This window comes from Gracilibacillus oryzae, from assembly GCF_009498735.1.
Classification (GTDB): Bacteria; Bacillota; Bacilli; order Bacillales; family Amphibacillaceae; genus Gracilibacillus; species Gracilibacillus oryzae.
In genome coordinates this window covers 145,429-162,734 of sequence record NZ_ML762429.1, presented here as the reverse complement: position 1 = coordinate 162,734, position 17,306 = coordinate 145,429, and the positions used below count along the sequence as shown (strand labels likewise).

Annotated in this window: 15 protein-coding genes; 10 read left to right on the top strand and 5 right to left on the bottom strand. The window is 37.7% G+C overall.

The features are described from left to right. The first annotated feature begins 283 nt into the window (after nt 1-283). From dnaB to manA, 10 genes are all read left to right on the top strand, one after another. Nucleotides 284-1,645, top strand: coding sequence for a replicative DNA helicase (gene dnaB / locus F9U64_RS10000; RefSeq protein WP_153402973.1), 1,362 nt, complete (start codon nt 284-286; stop codon nt 1,643-1,645). A gap of 238 nt (nt 1,646-1,883) precedes the next feature. Continuing rightward, nucleotides 1,884-3,170 carry an adenylosuccinate synthase gene (locus F9U64_RS09995; RefSeq protein WP_153402972.1) on the top strand — a complete coding sequence of 429 codons (1,287 nt, stop codon included), beginning with the start codon at nt 1,884-1,886 and terminating at the stop codon, nt 3,168-3,170. A 253-nt stretch (nt 3,171-3,423) separates the two neighbouring features. After that, entirely contained in the window at nt 3,424-4,842 is a 1,419-nt protein-coding gene (locus F9U64_RS09990) for a M23 family metallopeptidase (protein ID WP_153402970.1), read from the top strand. 330 nt (nt 4,843-5,172) lie between these two features. Further along, nucleotides 5,173-5,877 (top strand): response regulator YycF, encoded by a 705-nt coding sequence (gene yycF, locus F9U64_RS09985; protein ID WP_153402968.1) that lies wholly within the window; start codon nt 5,173-5,175, stop codon nt 5,875-5,877. Nucleotides 5,878-5,883: 6 nt separating this feature from the next. Continuing rightward, on the top strand, nt 5,884-7,719 hold the full coding sequence (walK, locus tag F9U64_RS09980) for a cell wall metabolism sensor histidine kinase WalK (RefSeq protein ID WP_153402966.1): 1,836 nt from the start codon (nt 5,884-5,886) through the stop codon (nt 7,717-7,719). Next, nucleotides 7,716-9,089: a YycH family regulatory protein gene (locus F9U64_RS09975; protein ID WP_153402964.1), complete on the top strand. Its 1,374-nt coding sequence runs from the start codon at nt 7,716-7,718 to the stop codon at nt 9,087-9,089. Before walK ends, F9U64_RS09975 begins: the two co-directional genes overlap by 4 nt. Then, nucleotides 9,070-10,017 carry a two-component system regulatory protein YycI gene (locus F9U64_RS09970; protein ID WP_153402962.1) on the top strand — a complete coding sequence of 316 codons (948 nt, stop codon included), beginning with the start codon at nt 9,070-9,072 and terminating at the stop codon, nt 10,015-10,017. The genes F9U64_RS09975 and F9U64_RS09970 overlap by 20 nt, the downstream gene beginning before the upstream one ends. Next, nucleotides 10,001-10,798, top strand: a complete 798-nt coding sequence (locus F9U64_RS09965) for an MBL fold metallo-hydrolase (protein WP_153402960.1) — start codon at nt 10,001-10,003, stop codon at nt 10,796-10,798. Before F9U64_RS09970 ends, F9U64_RS09965 begins: the two co-directional genes overlap by 17 nt. Nucleotides 10,799-10,856: 58 nt before the next feature. Further along, a complete protein-coding gene (locus F9U64_RS09960; protein WP_153402958.1) occupies nt 10,857-12,077 on the top strand; it encodes a S1C family serine protease in 1,221 nt (406 codons plus the stop codon). Nucleotides 12,078-12,388: 311 nt separating this feature from the next. After that, nucleotides 12,389-13,345 (top strand): mannose-6-phosphate isomerase, class I, encoded by a 957-nt coding sequence (gene manA, locus F9U64_RS09955; RefSeq protein ID WP_153402956.1) that lies wholly within the window; start codon nt 12,389-12,391, stop codon nt 13,343-13,345. Between the two features lie 53 nt (nt 13,346-13,398). Here manA and F9U64_RS09950 read toward each other — a convergent pair whose 3' ends face one another. From F9U64_RS09950 to F9U64_RS09930, 5 genes are all read right to left on the bottom strand, one after another. Next, nucleotides 13,399-13,935, bottom strand: coding sequence for a hypothetical protein (locus F9U64_RS09950; protein WP_153402954.1), 537 nt, complete (start codon nt 13,933-13,935; stop codon nt 13,399-13,401). A 59-nt stretch (nt 13,936-13,994) separates the two neighbouring features. After that, nucleotides 13,995-14,498 carry a DinB family protein gene (locus F9U64_RS09945; protein WP_153402952.1) on the bottom strand — a complete coding sequence of 168 codons (504 nt, stop codon included), beginning with the start codon at nt 14,496-14,498 and terminating at the stop codon, nt 13,995-13,997. Nucleotides 14,499-14,550: 52 nt separating this feature from the next. Further along, nucleotides 14,551-15,648, bottom strand: coding sequence for an acyl-CoA dehydrogenase family protein (locus F9U64_RS09940; RefSeq protein WP_153402950.1), 1,098 nt, complete (start codon nt 15,646-15,648; stop codon nt 14,551-14,553). A gap of 65 nt (nt 15,649-15,713) precedes the next feature. Beyond that, on the bottom strand, nt 15,714-16,706 hold the full coding sequence (mgrA, locus tag F9U64_RS09935) for an L-glyceraldehyde 3-phosphate reductase (protein ID WP_153402948.1): 993 nt from the start codon (nt 16,704-16,706) through the stop codon (nt 15,714-15,716). A gap of 14 nt (nt 16,707-16,720) precedes the next feature. Then, entirely contained in the window at nt 16,721-17,080 is a 360-nt protein-coding gene (locus tag F9U64_RS09930) for a Lin0512 family protein (RefSeq protein WP_153402946.1), read from the bottom strand. Nucleotides 17,081-17,306 lie beyond the last annotated feature (226 nt).

Sequence of the window (17,306 nt, the reverse complement as noted above, 5' to 3'; positions counted from 1 at the left end):
AAAATGTACGCACATACTAAGCGTAGTCAAAATGCGCAGACTCCTGCAGGAACAGCGCGAGCCGAAGATCCCGCAGGAAAGCGAAGTATTTTGACGGAGCGAAATATGAATCAGATTTTTCATGAACAAAAACCCGGACAAGCTATCGAATGTTCGGGTTTTGGTACGTATAATATAGTTTTGTCTCAGCCTCTATTTTTTTTTTTTGCAAAATCTATTGTTTTTCTGCAGGTTTCGTTATAGAATGGGTTGTATTTCTGTTAATTCTAAGAGGTGAGAAAAAATGAGTGATGCATTACAAGGCCGGACACCGCCACATAATATGGAAGCTGAACAAGCAGTATTAGGCGCAGTTTTTTTAGAGCCTGATGCGCTCTCAACTGCTTCCGAAATATTGTTACCAGAGGATTTCTACCGAGCAAGTCATCAGATTATTTTCCGTGTGATGATGACACTTTCTGATAGAGGAGAACCGATTGATATTGTTACAGTTACTACTAGTTTATCAAACAGTAAGCAACTGGAAGATGTCGGCGGGGTTTCTTATTTAAGTGATTTGGCTAATGCTGTTCCAACAGCGGCAAATATTTCCTATTATTGCCGGATTGTTGAAGAGAAATCAATTCTGCGCAGATTAATCCGAACAGCTACAGATATTGTCACAGACAGCTTTGAAAAAGAAGATGAAGTGGAAGAGGTAATGAATGAGTCGGAGCGACGCATTCTCGAAGTATCTAATCGAAAAAACGCTTCTTCCTTTAAAAATATTAAAGATGTCTTGATAAATGTTTATGATAATATAGATCAATTGCATAAAAACAAAGGGGAAGTCACAGGGATTGCAACAGGCTTCCGTGACTTAGATAAGATTACTTCAGGGTTCCAGCGCAATGATTTAATCATTGTTGCAGCAAGACCATCTGTTGGTAAGACAGCATTTGCCCTGAATATTGCACAAAATGTTGCGATAAGAACAGATGAGAATGTTGCCATCTTCAGTCTGGAGATGGGGGCAGACCAGTTAGTTTCACGTATGCTTTGTGCAGAAGGCAATATTGATGCCCAAAGATTACGAACAGGATCATTAGAAGAAGAAGACTGGCGTAAATTATCACTGGCAATGGGGAGTTTGTCCAATGCGGGGATTTTTATTGACGATACACCAGGTATCCGTGTAAGTGAAATCCGCTCTAAATGCAGAAGGTTAAAACAAGAGCACGGGCTTGGCATGATTTTGATAGATTATTTACAGCTGATTCAGGGTAGTATTAACTCAAAAGAAAACCGCCAGCAAGAGGTATCAGAGATCTCCCGTTCCTTAAAAGGGCTGGCAAGAGAATTGAATGTTCCTCTAATTGCTTTATCCCAGCTGTCCCGTGGTGTGGAAACAAGACAAGATAAACGGCCAATGATGTCGGATTTGAGGGAGTCTGGGAGTATTGAGCAGGACGCTGATATTGTTGGATTCTTATACAGAGATGATTATTATGATAAAGAATCAGAGAAACAGAACATTATTGAAATAATTCTTGCAAAGCAACGTAATGGTCCTGTTGGGACAGTAGAGCTCGCCTTTGTAAAAGAATATAATAAATTTGTTGATTTAGACCATCGCTATCAGGATAGTGATATACCACCAGCTTAAGACCAGTGCAGTTATTCTGCGTGGTCTTTTTTATACATTAAAAATGGGATAAGAAACAGTATAATTATTTCTAAAAGTGTAGAAACTACTATATATTTCATACTTCATACATGTTTGTAATTTTACGAACGATAAATCATTAAGCACTAAGATTGTTCGTAAATAAAATTGACATTACTCACTTGGATTGGTAAAATTGTTAACGTATTAATAAAATGATTAGGCGGAGGTGCCGTATATGTCTTCAGTAGTAGTAGTGGGAACACAATGGGGAGACGAAGGTAAAGGAAAGATTACAGATTTTCTTTCTCAAAATGCGGAAGTTGTAGCAAGATACCAAGGTGGAAATAACGCAGGTCATACAATTAAATTTGATGGAATTACATATAAATTACATTTGATTCCTTCAGGGATCTTCTTTGATGATAAAGTTTGTGTATTAGGGAACGGAATGGTTATCGATCCGAAGGCATTAGTAGAAGAACTGGCATATTTACATGATAAAGATGTGAACACAGATAACTTACGTATCAGCAACCGTGCACATGTTATCCTTCCATATCACTTGAAATTAGATGCCCTTCAGGAAGATGAAAAAGGTGCAAATAAAATTGGAACAACACGTAAAGGGATCGGACCAGCTTATATGGATAAAGCAGCACGTGTTGGAATCAGAATTGCCGATTTATTAGATAAGGAAGCATTTAAAGAAAAGCTGGAAATGAATTTAAAAGAGAAAAACCGTCTGTTTGAAAAAGTATATGAAACAGATTTAGTACAAGTGGAAGATATCTTAGACGAATATTTTGAGTATGGTCAGCAAATTAAAAAATATGTTGTAGATACATCTGTTGTACTTAATGATGCATTAGATGACGGCCGTCGTGTTTTATTTGAAGGTGCACAGGGAGTTATGCTGGATATCGATCAGGGAACCTATCCTTTTGTTACATCTTCTAACCCGATTGCCGGTGGTGTTACAATTGGTTCTGGTGTGGGGCCTTCGAAGATTAATCATGTTGTTGGTGTATCCAAAGCATATACTACTCGTGTTGGTGATGGTCCATTCCCGACAGAGCTTGAGAATGAAACAGGTGACAGAATCCGTGAAGTCGGTAATGAGTATGGAACAACAACAGGCCGTCCTCGCCGTGTAGGCTGGTTTGACAGTGTTGTTGTAAGACATGCCCGCCGTGTTAGCGGGATTACTGATCTTTCGTTAAATTCGATTGATGTACTGACAGGAATCGAAACATTAAAAATCTGTACAGCTTATAAATATAAAGGTGAAATTATGGAAGAGTTCCCTGCAAGCTTAAAGGTGCTGGCAGATTGTGAACCTGTTTATGAAGAGCTTCCAGGCTGGACTGAAGATATTACTGGAATGAAAAGCCTTCATGAATTGCCGGAAAATGCCCGCCACTATTTAGAGCGAGTTTCTCAATTAACTGGTATTCCATTATCCATCTTTTCAGTAGGACCAGACCGTTCACAGACAAATGTTGTGAGAAGTGTATATAGTTAAGAAGTTTACAAAAGGTGCAATCATTATGGTTGCATCTTTTTTCTATCATAAGAGGCATTTATTTACACATTTAAACAATATACAACAATATCTTGTTATATTTTTTCTATTTTTTGGTATTTATTATACAGTTGTGTTACATTACCATGAAAACCCTTTTCACCTTTCCTTATTCTATGTTACCTTATTAAAGGTGATTCATTTGAATTAAAGATAATATGGATCATTATAGGTAAATAGGAGGATATGCAAGATGCGAGAAAGCAAATTCCGAAATATGAAAAAAGTTTTCCGAAGTACTGTTTTAGCTGGTGTAATAGGATTCAGTATTTCTGCACCTGTTTTTGCTGATGAAACAGATCTTTCCGAGATCTATCATGTCTATGTTGATGGAACACATATCGGTGTAGTAGATAGTAAGCAGCAAATCACTAACTTTGTAGAACGAAAGATAGATAGTTTAGAAGAAGAATCACAGCATTCTGATTACACATATACAATAGATGAGAACATTACATATGTTCCGGAAACCGTCTTTACTGCTCAAACTTCAGAAGAACAGGTAATCGATTATTTAGAAGAAGAATTGACTGTACAAGTAGAAGCGAGTGCACTGACAGTTGGAGATAAAGTAGTCGGTTATTTTTCAAATGAGGAGAAAGCGGAATCGGTAATCAAGAAATATAAAGAAAAGTTTGTTAGTAATGAAGCTTTAGAACAGCTAGAAAATAATGAGGATACGGATGCTCTGTCTGTTGGTGAATCACGAATTACAGATGTCAGCTTATCGGCAGATGTCAGCATGATAGAAGAGAAGGTTGCAGCATCCCAATTACTAACAGTAGAAGAAGGTCTGACCCTTTTAGAAAAAGGAACATTGGAAAACAAGAAGTATACAGTAGCAGAAGGGGATGTATTAGGTTCGATAGCATCTAAGCATGATCTGACGCTCGATCAATTGATGGAACTGAATCCAGGTTTAACTGAGGACTCTTTAATCCAGATTGGCGATGAGTTAAATGTTACGGTATTAAAGCCTTTTGTAGAAGTAGTAGTTACAGAAGAACAAAAAGTAGAAGAAACTATAGAGTATGCTACTGAAATAAAAGAATCAGAAACTATGTACAAAGGCGATAAAGAAGTAAAACAAGAAGGTTCTGACGGCTCAAAGGAAGTTCAGTACGAGATTCAGAAAGTGAATGGCAAAACTGTAGCGAAAGAAACAGTAACAGAAAATGTAACAGAAGAAGCAGTGAATAAAGTAATAGTAAAAGGAACAAAGGTTATCCCTTCCAGAGGTACTGGTAATTTCCATTGGCCGGCTGTTGGAGGATATATTTCCAGCCATATGGGTGAACGATGGGGCTCTTACCATAAGGGAATTGATATAGCAAGACCAAGTGGCCGTTCTATTTTAGCTGCAGATAATGGAACAGTAGTAGAAGCTGGCTATAACAGCGGCGGTTATGGTAATAAAATTGTTATCGATCATAACAATGGTTACCGTACGGTTTATGCTCACATGTCTTCCATCAGTGTGTCTGTAGGCCAAACAGTTGAAAAAGGAAGTACCATTGGAGTGATGGGTTCAACCGGTAATTCTACAGGTGTCCACCTGCACTTTGAAGTCCATAAAAATGGTTCATTAGTTAATCCTGCCAGTCTTTTCTAGTGAGGTAAGAAAGTATATGTTCGCTGACAGAAACGGCCAAGTCCGGCTACAGCGCCCAGAGATTAGGCGCCTTTGTTCTATCTGTTAAGTGATTACCCTGAAATGAAAATATATAAACCCTTGTTACCAATAAAGTAGCAAGGGTTTTTCGTTTCAATTAAATGAACGGCTGGTTATTCAGAACACTCGTCAGAGACCTTGCATGATAATTACACATTCTTTCCTAATTTAGGGAATGGTGAACAAAAGACATTTGACTGAATATCGGTTAAAATAGATAATTAGGAGAAGTTTTATTCATAATAAATTTTAAAAAAAGGACGTGCTTTTATGAGTCAGAAAATATTAGTTGTAGATGATGAAAAGCCGATTGCCGATATATTAAAATTCAATTTGGAAAAAGAAGGTTATGAAGTAATCTGTGCTTATGATGGTGATCAGGCAATAGAGTATGCTGTTAATGAAGATCCGGATTTAATTCTTTTAGATATCATGCTGCCAAATAAAGATGGAAATGAAGTATGCAGAGAAGTTAGAAAAACAAAAAGTATGCCTATTATCATGTTAACAGCAAAGGATGCGGAAATAGACAAAGTATTAGGCTTAGAGCTTGGTGCGGATGATTATGTAACAAAACCGTTTAGTAATCGCGAGCTGATTGCAAGAGTAAAGGCGAACCTGCGAAGACTGAATCAGGAACCAGACCAGCAGAAACGTGATACGAATGATATTACGGTTGGTTCTTTAGTTGTCCATCCTGATGCATATACAGTGACAAGAGATGGCAATTATATTGAATTAACTCACAGGGAGTTTGAGCTGTTACACTATTTAGCAAGACATATCGGACAGGTAATGACGAGGGAACATCTCTTAGAAACGGTTTGGGGATATGATTACTTTGGCGATGTCCGAACTGTTGATGTTACGGTTAGACGATTACGTGAGAAGATTGAAGACAATCCGAGTAATCCATTATGGATTGTAACTAGAAGAGGTGTCGGTTATTACTTGCGTAATCCTGAACAGGAGTAATGCTACATGAGCAGAGTGAGTTTCTTTCAATCTATCCGGTTGAAAATAATAATCGTTTTAACGATGTTCTTATTATTGGCTATTCAGGTAATTGGAACATTTTTTGTTGGCCAGTTAGAAAACAGTTTGCATACAAGCTTTGATGATAATCTTAATGAACGGATTCACATCCTTGTTGCAAACCTGGAAGAAGTCTTTACAGAGGACCGATCGGCTGATGGTGAAGAAGGACCATCATTACAGCAAGAAGTAAGAGATATTATTGATCGCTATTCGACTGATATTTTTACTGATTTACAAGTGATTGATTCTCAAATGCGTATTGTTGGTTCAACCAGATTAGATCGAGTCGGAAAAAGGATTACAGGTGAAAATGAAATTGGTGTGGCTCTTCAATATGGCCAACCTGCCAGGGAAGAGTTCCGTAATCAATCCGATGATTATAAACGTACGATTAGACGCATTGTACCAATTGTCGACAGTGCAAGTGGAAGTCCTGTCGGAGTACTGCAGGTAGATGCGTCCATTGAGGGGATTTATGACCAATTAGAGAATGTGACCCAAATCTTTTTAAATGCAACAGCATTTGCGATTGTTGTTTCGATTGTTCTAGGTATACTTATTGCAAGATCCATTACCAAACCAATCACTGAAATGCGGAAACAGGCAATGATTATGGCAAGGGGAGACTTCTCCAAAAAGGTAAATGTGTACGGAACAGATGAAATTGGACAGCTGGCTGTCACATTCAATGATATGAATGATCGTTTAAAGCTTGCCAACCAGACAACAGAGGAAGAAAGGCGCAAGTTAAGCTCCGTACTTTCTAATATGTCAGACGGTGTGATTGCAACTGATGAACATGGTGTTATTACATTAATTAACGGCCCGGCCTCGAATCTGATAGGAAGATTGCCGGAAGATGCCAAAGGACAAAAGATTGTCGAAGTTCTCCAGTTAGAAGATAAAGTGATTGATGTCAAAGAACTGGAAGAGACAGGCTCTTTGACAATTGACTTTAGTACAGATGATGATCTGTTTCTTGTAAAGGCAAGCTTCTCAATTGTTCAGGATGATGAAGAGACATTTACCGGCCTTATTACGGTTATCAGTGATGTAACCGAACAGGAGAAAGTGGAAAGAGAAAGACGGGAATTTGTATCAAATGTCTCTCATGAGTTAAGAACACCATTAACAACGATGAGAAGTTATATCGAAGCATTAACGGAAGGTGCATGGGAAGATAAAGAGATTGCTCCTCGATTTTTAGAAGTAACTCAAAATGAAACAGAGCGAATGATCCGGTTAGTTAATGATTTATTACAATTATCTAAAATGGACCATAAGGAAAAGCAAATGAATAAAGTGAAAACAGATCTAGTACCAATCGTTCATCAGATTTTAGATCGATTTGAAATGAACAAAACAGAGCTGATTGGTATTGAAAGAAAAATTCCTGATGAGAAAATTGATGTCTGGATTGATACAGATAAGATTACACAGGTGATTGATAACATCATGTCGAATGCGATTAAATATTCGCCAGAAGGTGGTAAAATAACCTTCCAGCTTGTTAGAGAACGAAAGCGGATCAAAATCAGTATCCAGGACCAGGGATTAGGAATTGCCCGCGAGAAAGTAGACAAGATTTTTGAACGTTTTTACCGAGTGGATAAAGCAAGATCACGTGAATTAGGTGGTACAGGATTAGGACTTGCCATTTCTAAAGAAATTGTTGAAGCACATCATGGCCATATCTGGGCCAACAGTAAAGAAGGCCAAGGTACAACCATCTACTTTACACTGCCTCTGATGAGTTTGAAGAGAGGGGGAAGAAGATGAAATTCGAACTTGTAAAAACCATTATCCTAACTTTTCTTGTCGGATTAAGCTTTTTGCTTACGTTTGCTATATGGAACTATGACCGCTCATTTGACACTGCTGATAATACAGATCAATCGACAGAGGCCGTATTAAAAGGTGCAGAAGAGAACAAAGAGAGTCTGCTTGAACCATATCAAATGGTGTTTCACAGAGATGGAACAATAGTAGGTTTTGCAGAAAAAGAGAAGGAACTTGATACATTTCAATATGTTTCCCAGCTCCATTTATATGATTTCCGAATGCTTGATGACAATGATTCCAGCGGGGAGTCTGAGTCTGGAAATTATGTAGAGATTATTTTCCCGACTTCCATGCCTTCAAGCTATATTAGAGAGATATTCTCATCAGATGAACCATCGGAGATTGATACAGAATTTAAAAGCATTAAGCTGTTTTTAGATCAAAATAGAGAAACCAGTCAAATAATATTTGAAAATAGTGATCCTTATGGGATAGATATTCGAGCAAACATTCAAAATTTACCTCAAGTTATAAAGCATTTTGATGAAGTATTTACAGAAGGAGAATTTATTACCTATTTACCAGTGGAAGTGCGGAATGACCAAACGGTTTATTTACCACAGGACCCAAACATTAAAGGAAAACAATTTCGCTATACGACCATAAATACTGATTCGGAGACATTTCAGAGTATATTCTTCCTGAACCCGCAAGATGTACAGAGCTCGCCTAATCCTGAAGGTGGTCAAACATATTCAGATGGAAGTAGAGGAATGTTAGTCAGAAGATATTTTATGGAATTTACCGATTACTCTACTAATGAATTTTCACAGTCAAATCAATCAGAGGGTATGCCGTTACAAAGTATTGGAGATCAGTTATTAACCAATTCGATCGAACATATTAATTCACATAATGGCTGGTTGAAGGATGAAGATCAAATTGAATATCGATTGTATGACCTTGATGTATCTTCAGAGGAAATTGAATATCGAATGACATACAATAACTACCCAGTATTTTCACTAAATTCATCACAAGATATTGCGACAATGTCTTTAGAATACCTTAATGGCAAGTTATTTAAATATTCGAGACCATTAATGATATTAACCCAGTCATATGACAGGTCAGATAAGAAGTTAATGACTGCAGATGAACTGGTCAGCTTCCTGGAAGAAAGCGAACATTATTCATTAGATCGAATCCTTAACATTCAATTAGGATATCGCATTGAACAACAGGCAGCACAGGTATTTGATCTTATTCCAACATGGAGTGTGCAAACTTACAATGGCTGGCAGGTTATAACAAAAAGTATGGTTATTAATCAGGGAGGACAGACAAATGCAATGGGGACAAATTAAGACACTATTCATTTTATGCTTTCTGATTCTTGATATTTTCCTATTACAGCAATTTATAAACAATCAGGATACAGTATCTGTCTTGCCTGAATTGGAATTTGAAGATAACCTTCAGGGAAATATTGAAGGACTTGATAATATTCCAGAAGAACCTGCTGAAGCACCAATGCTTCATGCCCAGCGCAAAGAATTATCTGAGGAAGACTTAGATGCCATTAATGAATTGCCGAATCAGGATACTATTGTGCTTGATAATCATATGATCGTTTCAAGACTTAATGAACAGGCTGCTTTTAACACAGATAACGTTGGCGAAAGTATTACAGATAACGTTTGGAATGCGGATAATTATGATCTGGAGAATTATGCTTATGATCAAAAAACAAATACGTATATTTTCTTCCAGAAGCTTGATCAGCCAATTTTCTTTAATATAAGCGGGACTTTAATGGTTCATGTCAATGAAGCAGGAAACATGGCTTATTATGTGCAGACAATTCTTGAGAAAGCGGAAGAACAGCCAGAAGAGGAATACAGTCTTGCTAATCCGACCCAGGTTATTGCTGATTTGTACAGGCGTGGCAACATAGAATCAGGTTCAACCATCTCCAATATGGAGTTTGGCTACTTTAACTTATTGCAGTTGCCGAATGGGGTACAAGTATTGCCGCCGACATGGGGTGTGGAAGTGAATGACTCTGATTATTATTATGCCAATGCAGTAGAAGGTCATATATCAACAAGAAATGAAAATGATTTTGTCATGGATATGAAAGAAGATATTCAGGATTTTGTCTTAAATGATACAGGCGCTATTCAATCATTAGATTCGGATTGGGAAGAAGATAGTATTATCCGGTTTTTGAATCAATTATTAGAGAATATGGAGCTTACAGATGGAGTGAACAAAAATGACGTTTCAGTTTAGCGTATTAGCATCCGGCAGTACAGGGAATGCTTTTTATATAGGAACAGACAAGGAAAAAATATTAGTAGATGCTGGATTAAGCGGAAAAGAGCTAACAAGGCTTTTTGAACAAGCCCAAGTAGATCCAAATGAACTGTCAAAAATACTGGTAACACATGAACATAGTGATCATATAAAAGGCCTCGGCATTTTTGCAAGAAAATATAATCTGCCAATCTATGCGAATGAAAGAACATGGAAGGCCATGGACAATGCAATTGGAAAACTCTCGGTTGATCAGAAGTTTTTATTCAATATGGAAGAAACGAAAACATTTGCTGATATAGATGTTGAGTCATTCGCTGTATCACATGATGCAGCAGAGCCAATGTTTTATGTTTTCCACCATAATGGCAAGAAGGTAGCCCTTGTTACAGATTTAGGCTATGTATCCGAGCGAATTAAAAAAACAGTTGAAGGTGCGGATGCATTGGTATTTGAGTCCAATCATGATGTGGAAATGCTGCGGATGGGCCGTTATCCTTGGAGTGTAAAACGGCGAATTCTTGGTGATTCCGGGCATGTTTCCAATGAGGATTGTGCTCATGCATTAAAAGATATAATTAATGACAAAACAAAGCGTATTTATTTGGCACATTTAAGTAAAGATAATAATATGAAAGAATTAGCGCGCATGTCTGTTGAGCACAACTTAACAGACTATGGCTTTTCTATTGGTAAAGATGTAACTTTACATGATACCGATCCAAAGATACCGACACCTTTATATGAAGTAGGTTAGTTTCATAGCGTGAATTTGGTTAGGAATTATCAATAATAAATGGTAAAGGGTGACCAAATTGGGATATTATGATGATCATTATCCAAGACGGAAAAATAAGAAAAGCAGCTGGCTGCTTCCTTTAATCACTGGATTGGTGCTTGGCGCATTTCTATTTGCACTAGTGCTGCCGTCACTTGTAAACAATGGCTTATTGCCATATGAAGTGATTGTTGGAGAGAAACAAGCTGTAGAATCTGATCAGAACGTTAATGAGGGAAATATTTCATCAAATTTGCAAAATGTGCAGGTTGAGGTAAGTTCAACAATAACAGAAATTGTTGCTGATGTATCTCCTGCAGTTGTTGGTGTTGTCAATATCCAGTCACAAAGTTTATGGGATCAGGAGCAATATGGTGAACAAGGAACAGGTTCTGGAGTGATCTACAAAATTGACGGAGATACAGCCTACATTGTGACAAACCACCACGTTATCCAAGGGGCAGACCAAATAGAGGTTAACTTGTCAAATGAGGAAAATGTGGAAGCAACTTTGATTGGCAGTGACATGTATACAGACTTAGCTGTAATAGAGATGGATGCAAGTTATGCAGAAAAAGCAATTGAATTAGGTGTTTCTGAAGGTGTCCATGTTGGGGAACCTGCTATTGCGATAGGTAATCCTCTTGGTATGTATTTATCAGGATCTGTGACACAAGGTATCATTAGCGGAAAACAGCGTGCCATTCCTCAGGATTTTAATGGAGATGGCAGAGCAGATTGGCAGTCAGAAGTAATTCAGACGGATGCGGCCATTAACCCTGGAAATAGTGGGGGAGCTCTGTTGAATATGAAAGGACAGTTAATTGGTATTAACTCTATGAAGATTGCAGAGTCATCTGTAGAGGGCATTGGTTTTGCCATACCGATTGATGATGCCATCCCAATTATCGAGGAGCTGGAACAAACAGGTGAAGTGACACGGCCGTTCTTAGGTGTAGAAGCCTACTCCTTACAAGATGTAGCCCAAGTTGAATGGGAAAGAAGTCTAAACTTACCTCCTGAAGTTGAACAGGGAATATATATCCGCAGTGTTGAGCCATTGTCGCCAGCAGATAAAGGTGGACTGCAGGCATATGATGTTATCACAGAATTAGATGGCGAACCAGTGGGAGATATTGTAGATTTAAGAAAGCACTTATATGAAAGAAAAACTGTAGGAGAAGCATTAACAATCATCTTCTATCGGGATGGGCAAAGGCAGGAAACCAGTGTAGAGTTAACAACATTATCCTATTAAAAGGAGAGAAGTGTGGACAGAAGAAAAAACTTTTGTCCACACTTTTTATTTTGTTATCCACAAATTGTGGATTGTATGTGAATAGTAATATATATATGGTAGTCGAATTTATGTTCTATACGATATATGTATAAATGAATGTGGGTATGTGGATAAGTTTGTGGATATGTATTCATAATCGTTATTAACATGTGAATAGTATTCCATTTCTTTCTGATTAACATGTGGATAAATAGGTGATATAGATTGATTTTTCTGTAAGGTGATAGTATCTTTAAAGAAGATAAATCGTAAAATGGGGTGAGGAGCGAATGTATAAAGAACCGATCTTTTTATTACCTGTTTTTAAAGAACGAATATGGGGTGGAGATAAGTTACATACTGAATTTAATTATACAATCCCTTATGCAAAAACTGGAGAAGCTTGGGCTATATCTGCCCATGCCCATGGTCCAAGTAAAATAAAAAATGGGCCGTTAGAGGGGAAAACGTTGCTGGATGCTTGGGAGAACCATGGAGAGTTATTTCAAAAGGGAACTGACAATAAGGAGGCATATCCTTTATTAATTAAGATTTTGGATGCAAATGACAATCTGTCTGTCCAAGTTCATCCAGATGACCAGTATGCCCGTGAAACAGCAGGCGAGTCTTATGGCAAAACAGAGTGCTGGTATGTACTGAGTGCAGAAGAAGGTGCGGACTTGATCATTGGACATCATGCACAGACAAGAGACGAATTAGAGCAGCTTATTGACCAGGGCAAATGGGACCAACTGTTGCGTAAGATAAAAGTAAAAGCAGGCGATTTTGTTTATGTGCCGAGTGGTACCATTCATGCAATCGGCAAAGGAATAGTGATATTAGAAACTCAGCAAAGCTCTGATACCACGTATCGGGTGTATGATTATGACCGGACAGATGACAAAGGAAATGCAAGAGAGTTACATTTAGAAGAGGCAAAACAAGTAACAACTGTCCCGCATGAAACTCCTCTTCTTCAGCAGACAGAGGAAGTGAAGCAAGGATTAACGAGCAGGAAATTAGTTAAAGACACATATTTTACTGTCTATCACTGGAACTTACAAGGTTCTGTGGATAATGTCAGAGATCGTGATTTCCTGCAAGTCAGTGTTATCACAGGGGAAGCAAACTTAATTGTAAATGAACAAAAATATGAGATTAACAAAGGGGATCACTTTATTATTCCTGCAACAGTGGATGAGTATAAATTAGAGGGAAATGCGGAGTTTATCGTGTCCCATGTATGAGTTGAAAAAAGGAAGCGTCCCGCTGAATGAGAGCGAGACGCTTTTTAAAATTGTTAGAAAAACAACTCTTCAATAATGGCGGTTTCTTCGTTGTATATTTTCACCATAAAATACATAAGGAATGTGGCAGCAAATATTATATTACTTTCTTCTAGTGACTCCGAAAACTCAAATACTGTTTTGAAGATTCCATCATTTATTTTTATTGTAGCCATATGCACTTTATTTACTTTCAATTCAATATCTCCTGACCAGTTTTCCTCGAATAGAATATCCTGGTCATTCCACTTTCCATCAACAGAAAAATAAAGCAGATTTTTACCGATATTATCACTTAAATAATAGCTGTCTTGTTCAAAAAGCAATTCATATTCTGCAAGAACAAACCTTTTGAGCCCATTTTTCTTTATACCTAAAATAAAACTTTGCTGATTTTCTGTACATGTATAAGAGAAGACACTGCCCTTTTCCAAATTTGATAATTTACTTTTGGTTATATATCCTTTTTCCACTCCATGCTCATCCATGACGGATATTGCTTTTTTGTTTGAGAGGGAGAAAGGCACATCGTTTATATAATATTTGTTCAAAAATATCACCCTAACTCATTTAGCTCTATCACTTTTTACGTAGAATTAGGGGAAAGGTTTCAAGTTTGTGGTAATTCTTTCTTTTCAAGAAATGCTTCTACCTGTTTGCGGTGATGATTATCGTGCCAGACAAAACTGCAGAAATAATTAAATACAGAATGAGGATGGCCTGAATATTCATCGATTGCCTCCCCATTCAACTGGAAAGTAACAGAAAAATCCTCCTCAGGTATTTCTGTTACTTTTTTAAGCAAGTTTGTTCTTGCCTGAATCTGTTCCTGAATAATTTGCTGCTGGGAGATACCTGATTTAGCGTGAAGCGATGCTTTTTGATTCAGCGTATCAAAGTCAATACTCTCAATGTTTGCATCTTGTGCCATCTTCGGCAGAATATCATCCATTATGTAGTTATCCCAGAATGTAATATGTACAATAATCTCTGCTGTAGACCATTTGCCTTCCTTAACAGGCTCGAAGAACAGATCATTATCCATTTTCTGTAGCGATAGAACCCAATCATTAAATTGCTTCAGATCCACAATAAGGTCATTCACTGTATACATAAAACTCTCCTCCTTTTTTTTAACTATTTCGACCTCAGGGAGGAGATCTCCTTTATTTTTCTGCAAAAGTTATCTCATAAGCATCTGACTCATTTTCTCGATAAGGTATTAAGAAAGCATGTTGAGAAGCAGTATGTAAATCTCGCCAGATTCGATTCAGTTTCGAAGGCTGCATTACTATCTCCATTCCCATATAACGAAATAGATTCTGGGCACAGGTTAATGAGGTAGAAGCTGCCTTTTTACAGACTAGTGAGAATTCTGCTAATTGGTCTTCTGATAGTGGCGATCCTTCTTGATAAAGGTTCCATACCTGATCGATCTGTTTGTAGAAGGTTGTTTCAGCAATTTTCCATCTTTCCATTTCCTTTTCCCATTTGCTAATGACAAACTGATATTTATCAAAATGGCCTTTTGCCCAATTTAATTTATTTTTTTTGGTATTTACTTTTACTTCATTGAGAAAATTCTTCCCTATACCAAGTACAACAGAAGCGAAAGATGCTTCCGAGAATGGAACAAATGGAAACTGATGAATATCCTCCGTAAAGTTATTATTCATCTCCGTTATAGAAAATGTTCGCTCTGATGGGATAAATTGATTGGATATTCTTATCGAATGACTGCTTGTTGCAACCAAGCCAAATGAATTCCAGTCATACATTACTTCCACTTCTTCAGGTTTTAGAATAAACGAAAGGACAGTTGCCTCCTCTTCTATTAAACAGTTGGCGGTGAAAATAGTGGCATATGGGGATCCACTGCAAAACTTCCATTCCCCATTCACAAGGTATCCCCCATCTGTTTTTACTGCTTTTCCACCAGGAAACCCGCTGCCTGCGATTACGGCATTCTCCTGGGAAAATAAATCCTTGGCAAGCTGTTCACTAAAATTGGCTGAGAACATTCCCCCGCCGGAACCTATCGTGACAGCCCAGCCCAGATTCCCATCAATAGTGGAGGCTTCCTGGAAAATCTTTAGTGCACCAGGCAGATCCATTCCTCTACCACCGAGTGATTCAGAGACAAATAATTTGAATAACTTCTTTTGATAAATGACAGCAAGAACCGATGATGGCAAAACTTTCTTATTTTCGATATCGATTAATTGCTGCTCTAATTGCTGAACTTCTTTACTAGTAAACTCCATGATTGCTGCTCCTTTTTGGTAAATTCATATGTAAAAACACCTCATTTGACATGAGGTGTTTTCCATTATTTCAGGATCTCGTTTATTTGTTTCATTTCATCCGCAGAGAATTGGATATTCTCTAACGCACGAACATTTTCTTCGATTTGACTTGCACGGCTCGCTCCAATTAAGGCAGATGCGACAGATTTCTGTTGTAACACCCAGACCAGTGCCATTTGAGCAAGTGACTGGCCGCGTGAAGCTGCCAGATCATTCAGGCTTTTGACCTTTTGTAAAACACTTGATGAGATATCTTTTTCATTTAAGAATGGAATATAATCTTTAGCAGCACGAGAATCTTTTGGGATTCCATTTAGATATTTATTTGTAAGCAATCCTTGAGCTAATGGTACAAAGGCAATACAACCAATGCTATTCTTCTCTAATACCTCAGTTAAACCATGCTCAATTTTCCGATCAAGCATAGAGTATGCTGCCTGGTGGATTATAAATGGCGTGTTCTGTTCTTGCAGAATCTTGACTGCTTCTTTTGTCTGATCGGCATCATAATTGGATATTCCAACATACAATGCTGTCCCCTGCCGGACAATTTGATCAAGAGCAGCCATTGTTTCTTCAAGTGGTGTATTTGGATCTGGACGGTGATGGTAGAAAATATCAACATATTCCAGTCCCATTCTCTTTAGGCTCTGGTCAAGGCTTGCAACTAAATATTTTCGTGAACCCCAATCACCATATGGTCCATCCCACATGCGGAAACCTGCTTTGGTAGAAATAATCATTTCATCCCGGTAGGCAGCAAGGTCCTCTCGTAAAATCCGGCCAAAATTGATTTCAGCTGAACCTGCTGGCGGGCCATAATTATTAGCTAAATCAAAATGAGTGATGCCAAGATCGAATGCTTTAAACAACATCACACGTTGATTTTCGATTGGATCATTGTCACTGAAATTATTCCATAATCCTAATGATATTGCAGGCAGTTGAATCCCTGAGTTCCCACATCGATTATAAACCATGTCCCTGTAACGATCAGTGTTTGCAACATATCTCATCAAGATTCCTCCTCTTAATAGCCTACTTCGACAGCGGCATTTACGATATACATCAGATCATTTTTATCATCTTTATCTTCAAGGATAATACCAGATGTTGTGGCCATTCCTCCATCAATAATATCAACAGTAACAGTGCCATAAGGAATTTCCTGTTTTACTTTTTCAATATCAACATTTTCTTTATCCATTGGCACTGCCAATCTTACGTTGACTTTCATATTATGCAAATCCTGTCCTGGCAAGTAATCTTTAATCCCTGGCATAGAATTATAGTGAATCGCATTTTCCACTGCACGGACACAAGCTTTTGTAACATTTTGTCCGTGTACATCAATGCCTGTCCCTGTTTCGACAAAGATAATTTTTTCCATGTAATCGTCTCCATTTCTTATGATTAAGCTTTTGTTATCCTATATTCTAGATTAAGATATATATGGAAGAAAATCAAATGAGAGATTTGCTAAAATAGAGGGAACCAGCTATGGTAATCTCGGCAAAGGGAATTTGTCGAATATTCCCCAATAATTATTCAGTTATTTCCCAGGAAATATGGAAACCAGTGCGAGACCTAATGAGAAATTTGGCGAAATAACTAAA

Excerpts from the sequence above, each read along its gene's own strand:
- dnaB (WP_153402973.1), top strand. The coding sequence starts at position 284 with ATGAGTGATGCATTACAAGGCCGGACACCGCCACATAATATGGAAGCT.
- F9U64_RS09995 (WP_153402972.1), top strand. The coding sequence starts at position 1,884 with ATGTCTTCAGTAGTAGTAGTGGGAACACAATGGGGAGACGAAGGTAAA.
- F9U64_RS09990 (WP_153402970.1), top strand. The coding sequence starts at position 3,424 with ATGCGAGAAAGCAAATTCCGAAATATGAAAAAAGTTTTCCGAAGTACT.
- yycF (WP_153402968.1), top strand. The coding sequence starts at position 5,173 with ATGAGTCAGAAAATATTAGTTGTAGATGATGAAAAGCCGATTGCCGAT.
- walK (WP_153402966.1), top strand. The coding sequence starts at position 5,884 with ATGAGCAGAGTGAGTTTCTTTCAATCTATCCGGTTGAAAATAATAATC.
- F9U64_RS09975 (WP_153402964.1), top strand. The coding sequence starts at position 7,716 with ATGAAATTCGAACTTGTAAAAACCATTATCCTAACTTTTCTTGTCGGA.
- F9U64_RS09970 (WP_153402962.1), top strand. The coding sequence starts at position 9,070 with ATGCAATGGGGACAAATTAAGACACTATTCATTTTATGCTTTCTGATT.
- F9U64_RS09965 (WP_153402960.1), top strand. The coding sequence starts at position 10,001 with ATGACGTTTCAGTTTAGCGTATTAGCATCCGGCAGTACAGGGAATGCT.
- manA (WP_153402956.1), top strand. The coding sequence starts at position 12,389 with ATGTATAAAGAACCGATCTTTTTATTACCTGTTTTTAAAGAACGAATA.
- F9U64_RS09945 (WP_153402952.1), bottom strand. The coding sequence starts at position 14,498 with ATGTATACAGTGAATGACCTTATTGTGGATCTGAAGCAATTTAATGAT.
- F9U64_RS09940 (WP_153402950.1), bottom strand. The coding sequence starts at position 15,648 with ATGGAGTTTACTAGTAAAGAAGTTCAGCAATTAGAGCAGCAATTAATC.
- mgrA (WP_153402948.1), bottom strand. The coding sequence starts at position 16,706 with ATGAGATATGTTGCAAACACTGATCGTTACAGGGACATGGTTTATAAT.
- F9U64_RS09930 (WP_153402946.1), bottom strand. The coding sequence starts at position 17,080 with ATGGAAAAAATTATCTTTGTCGAAACAGGGACAGGCATTGATGTACAC.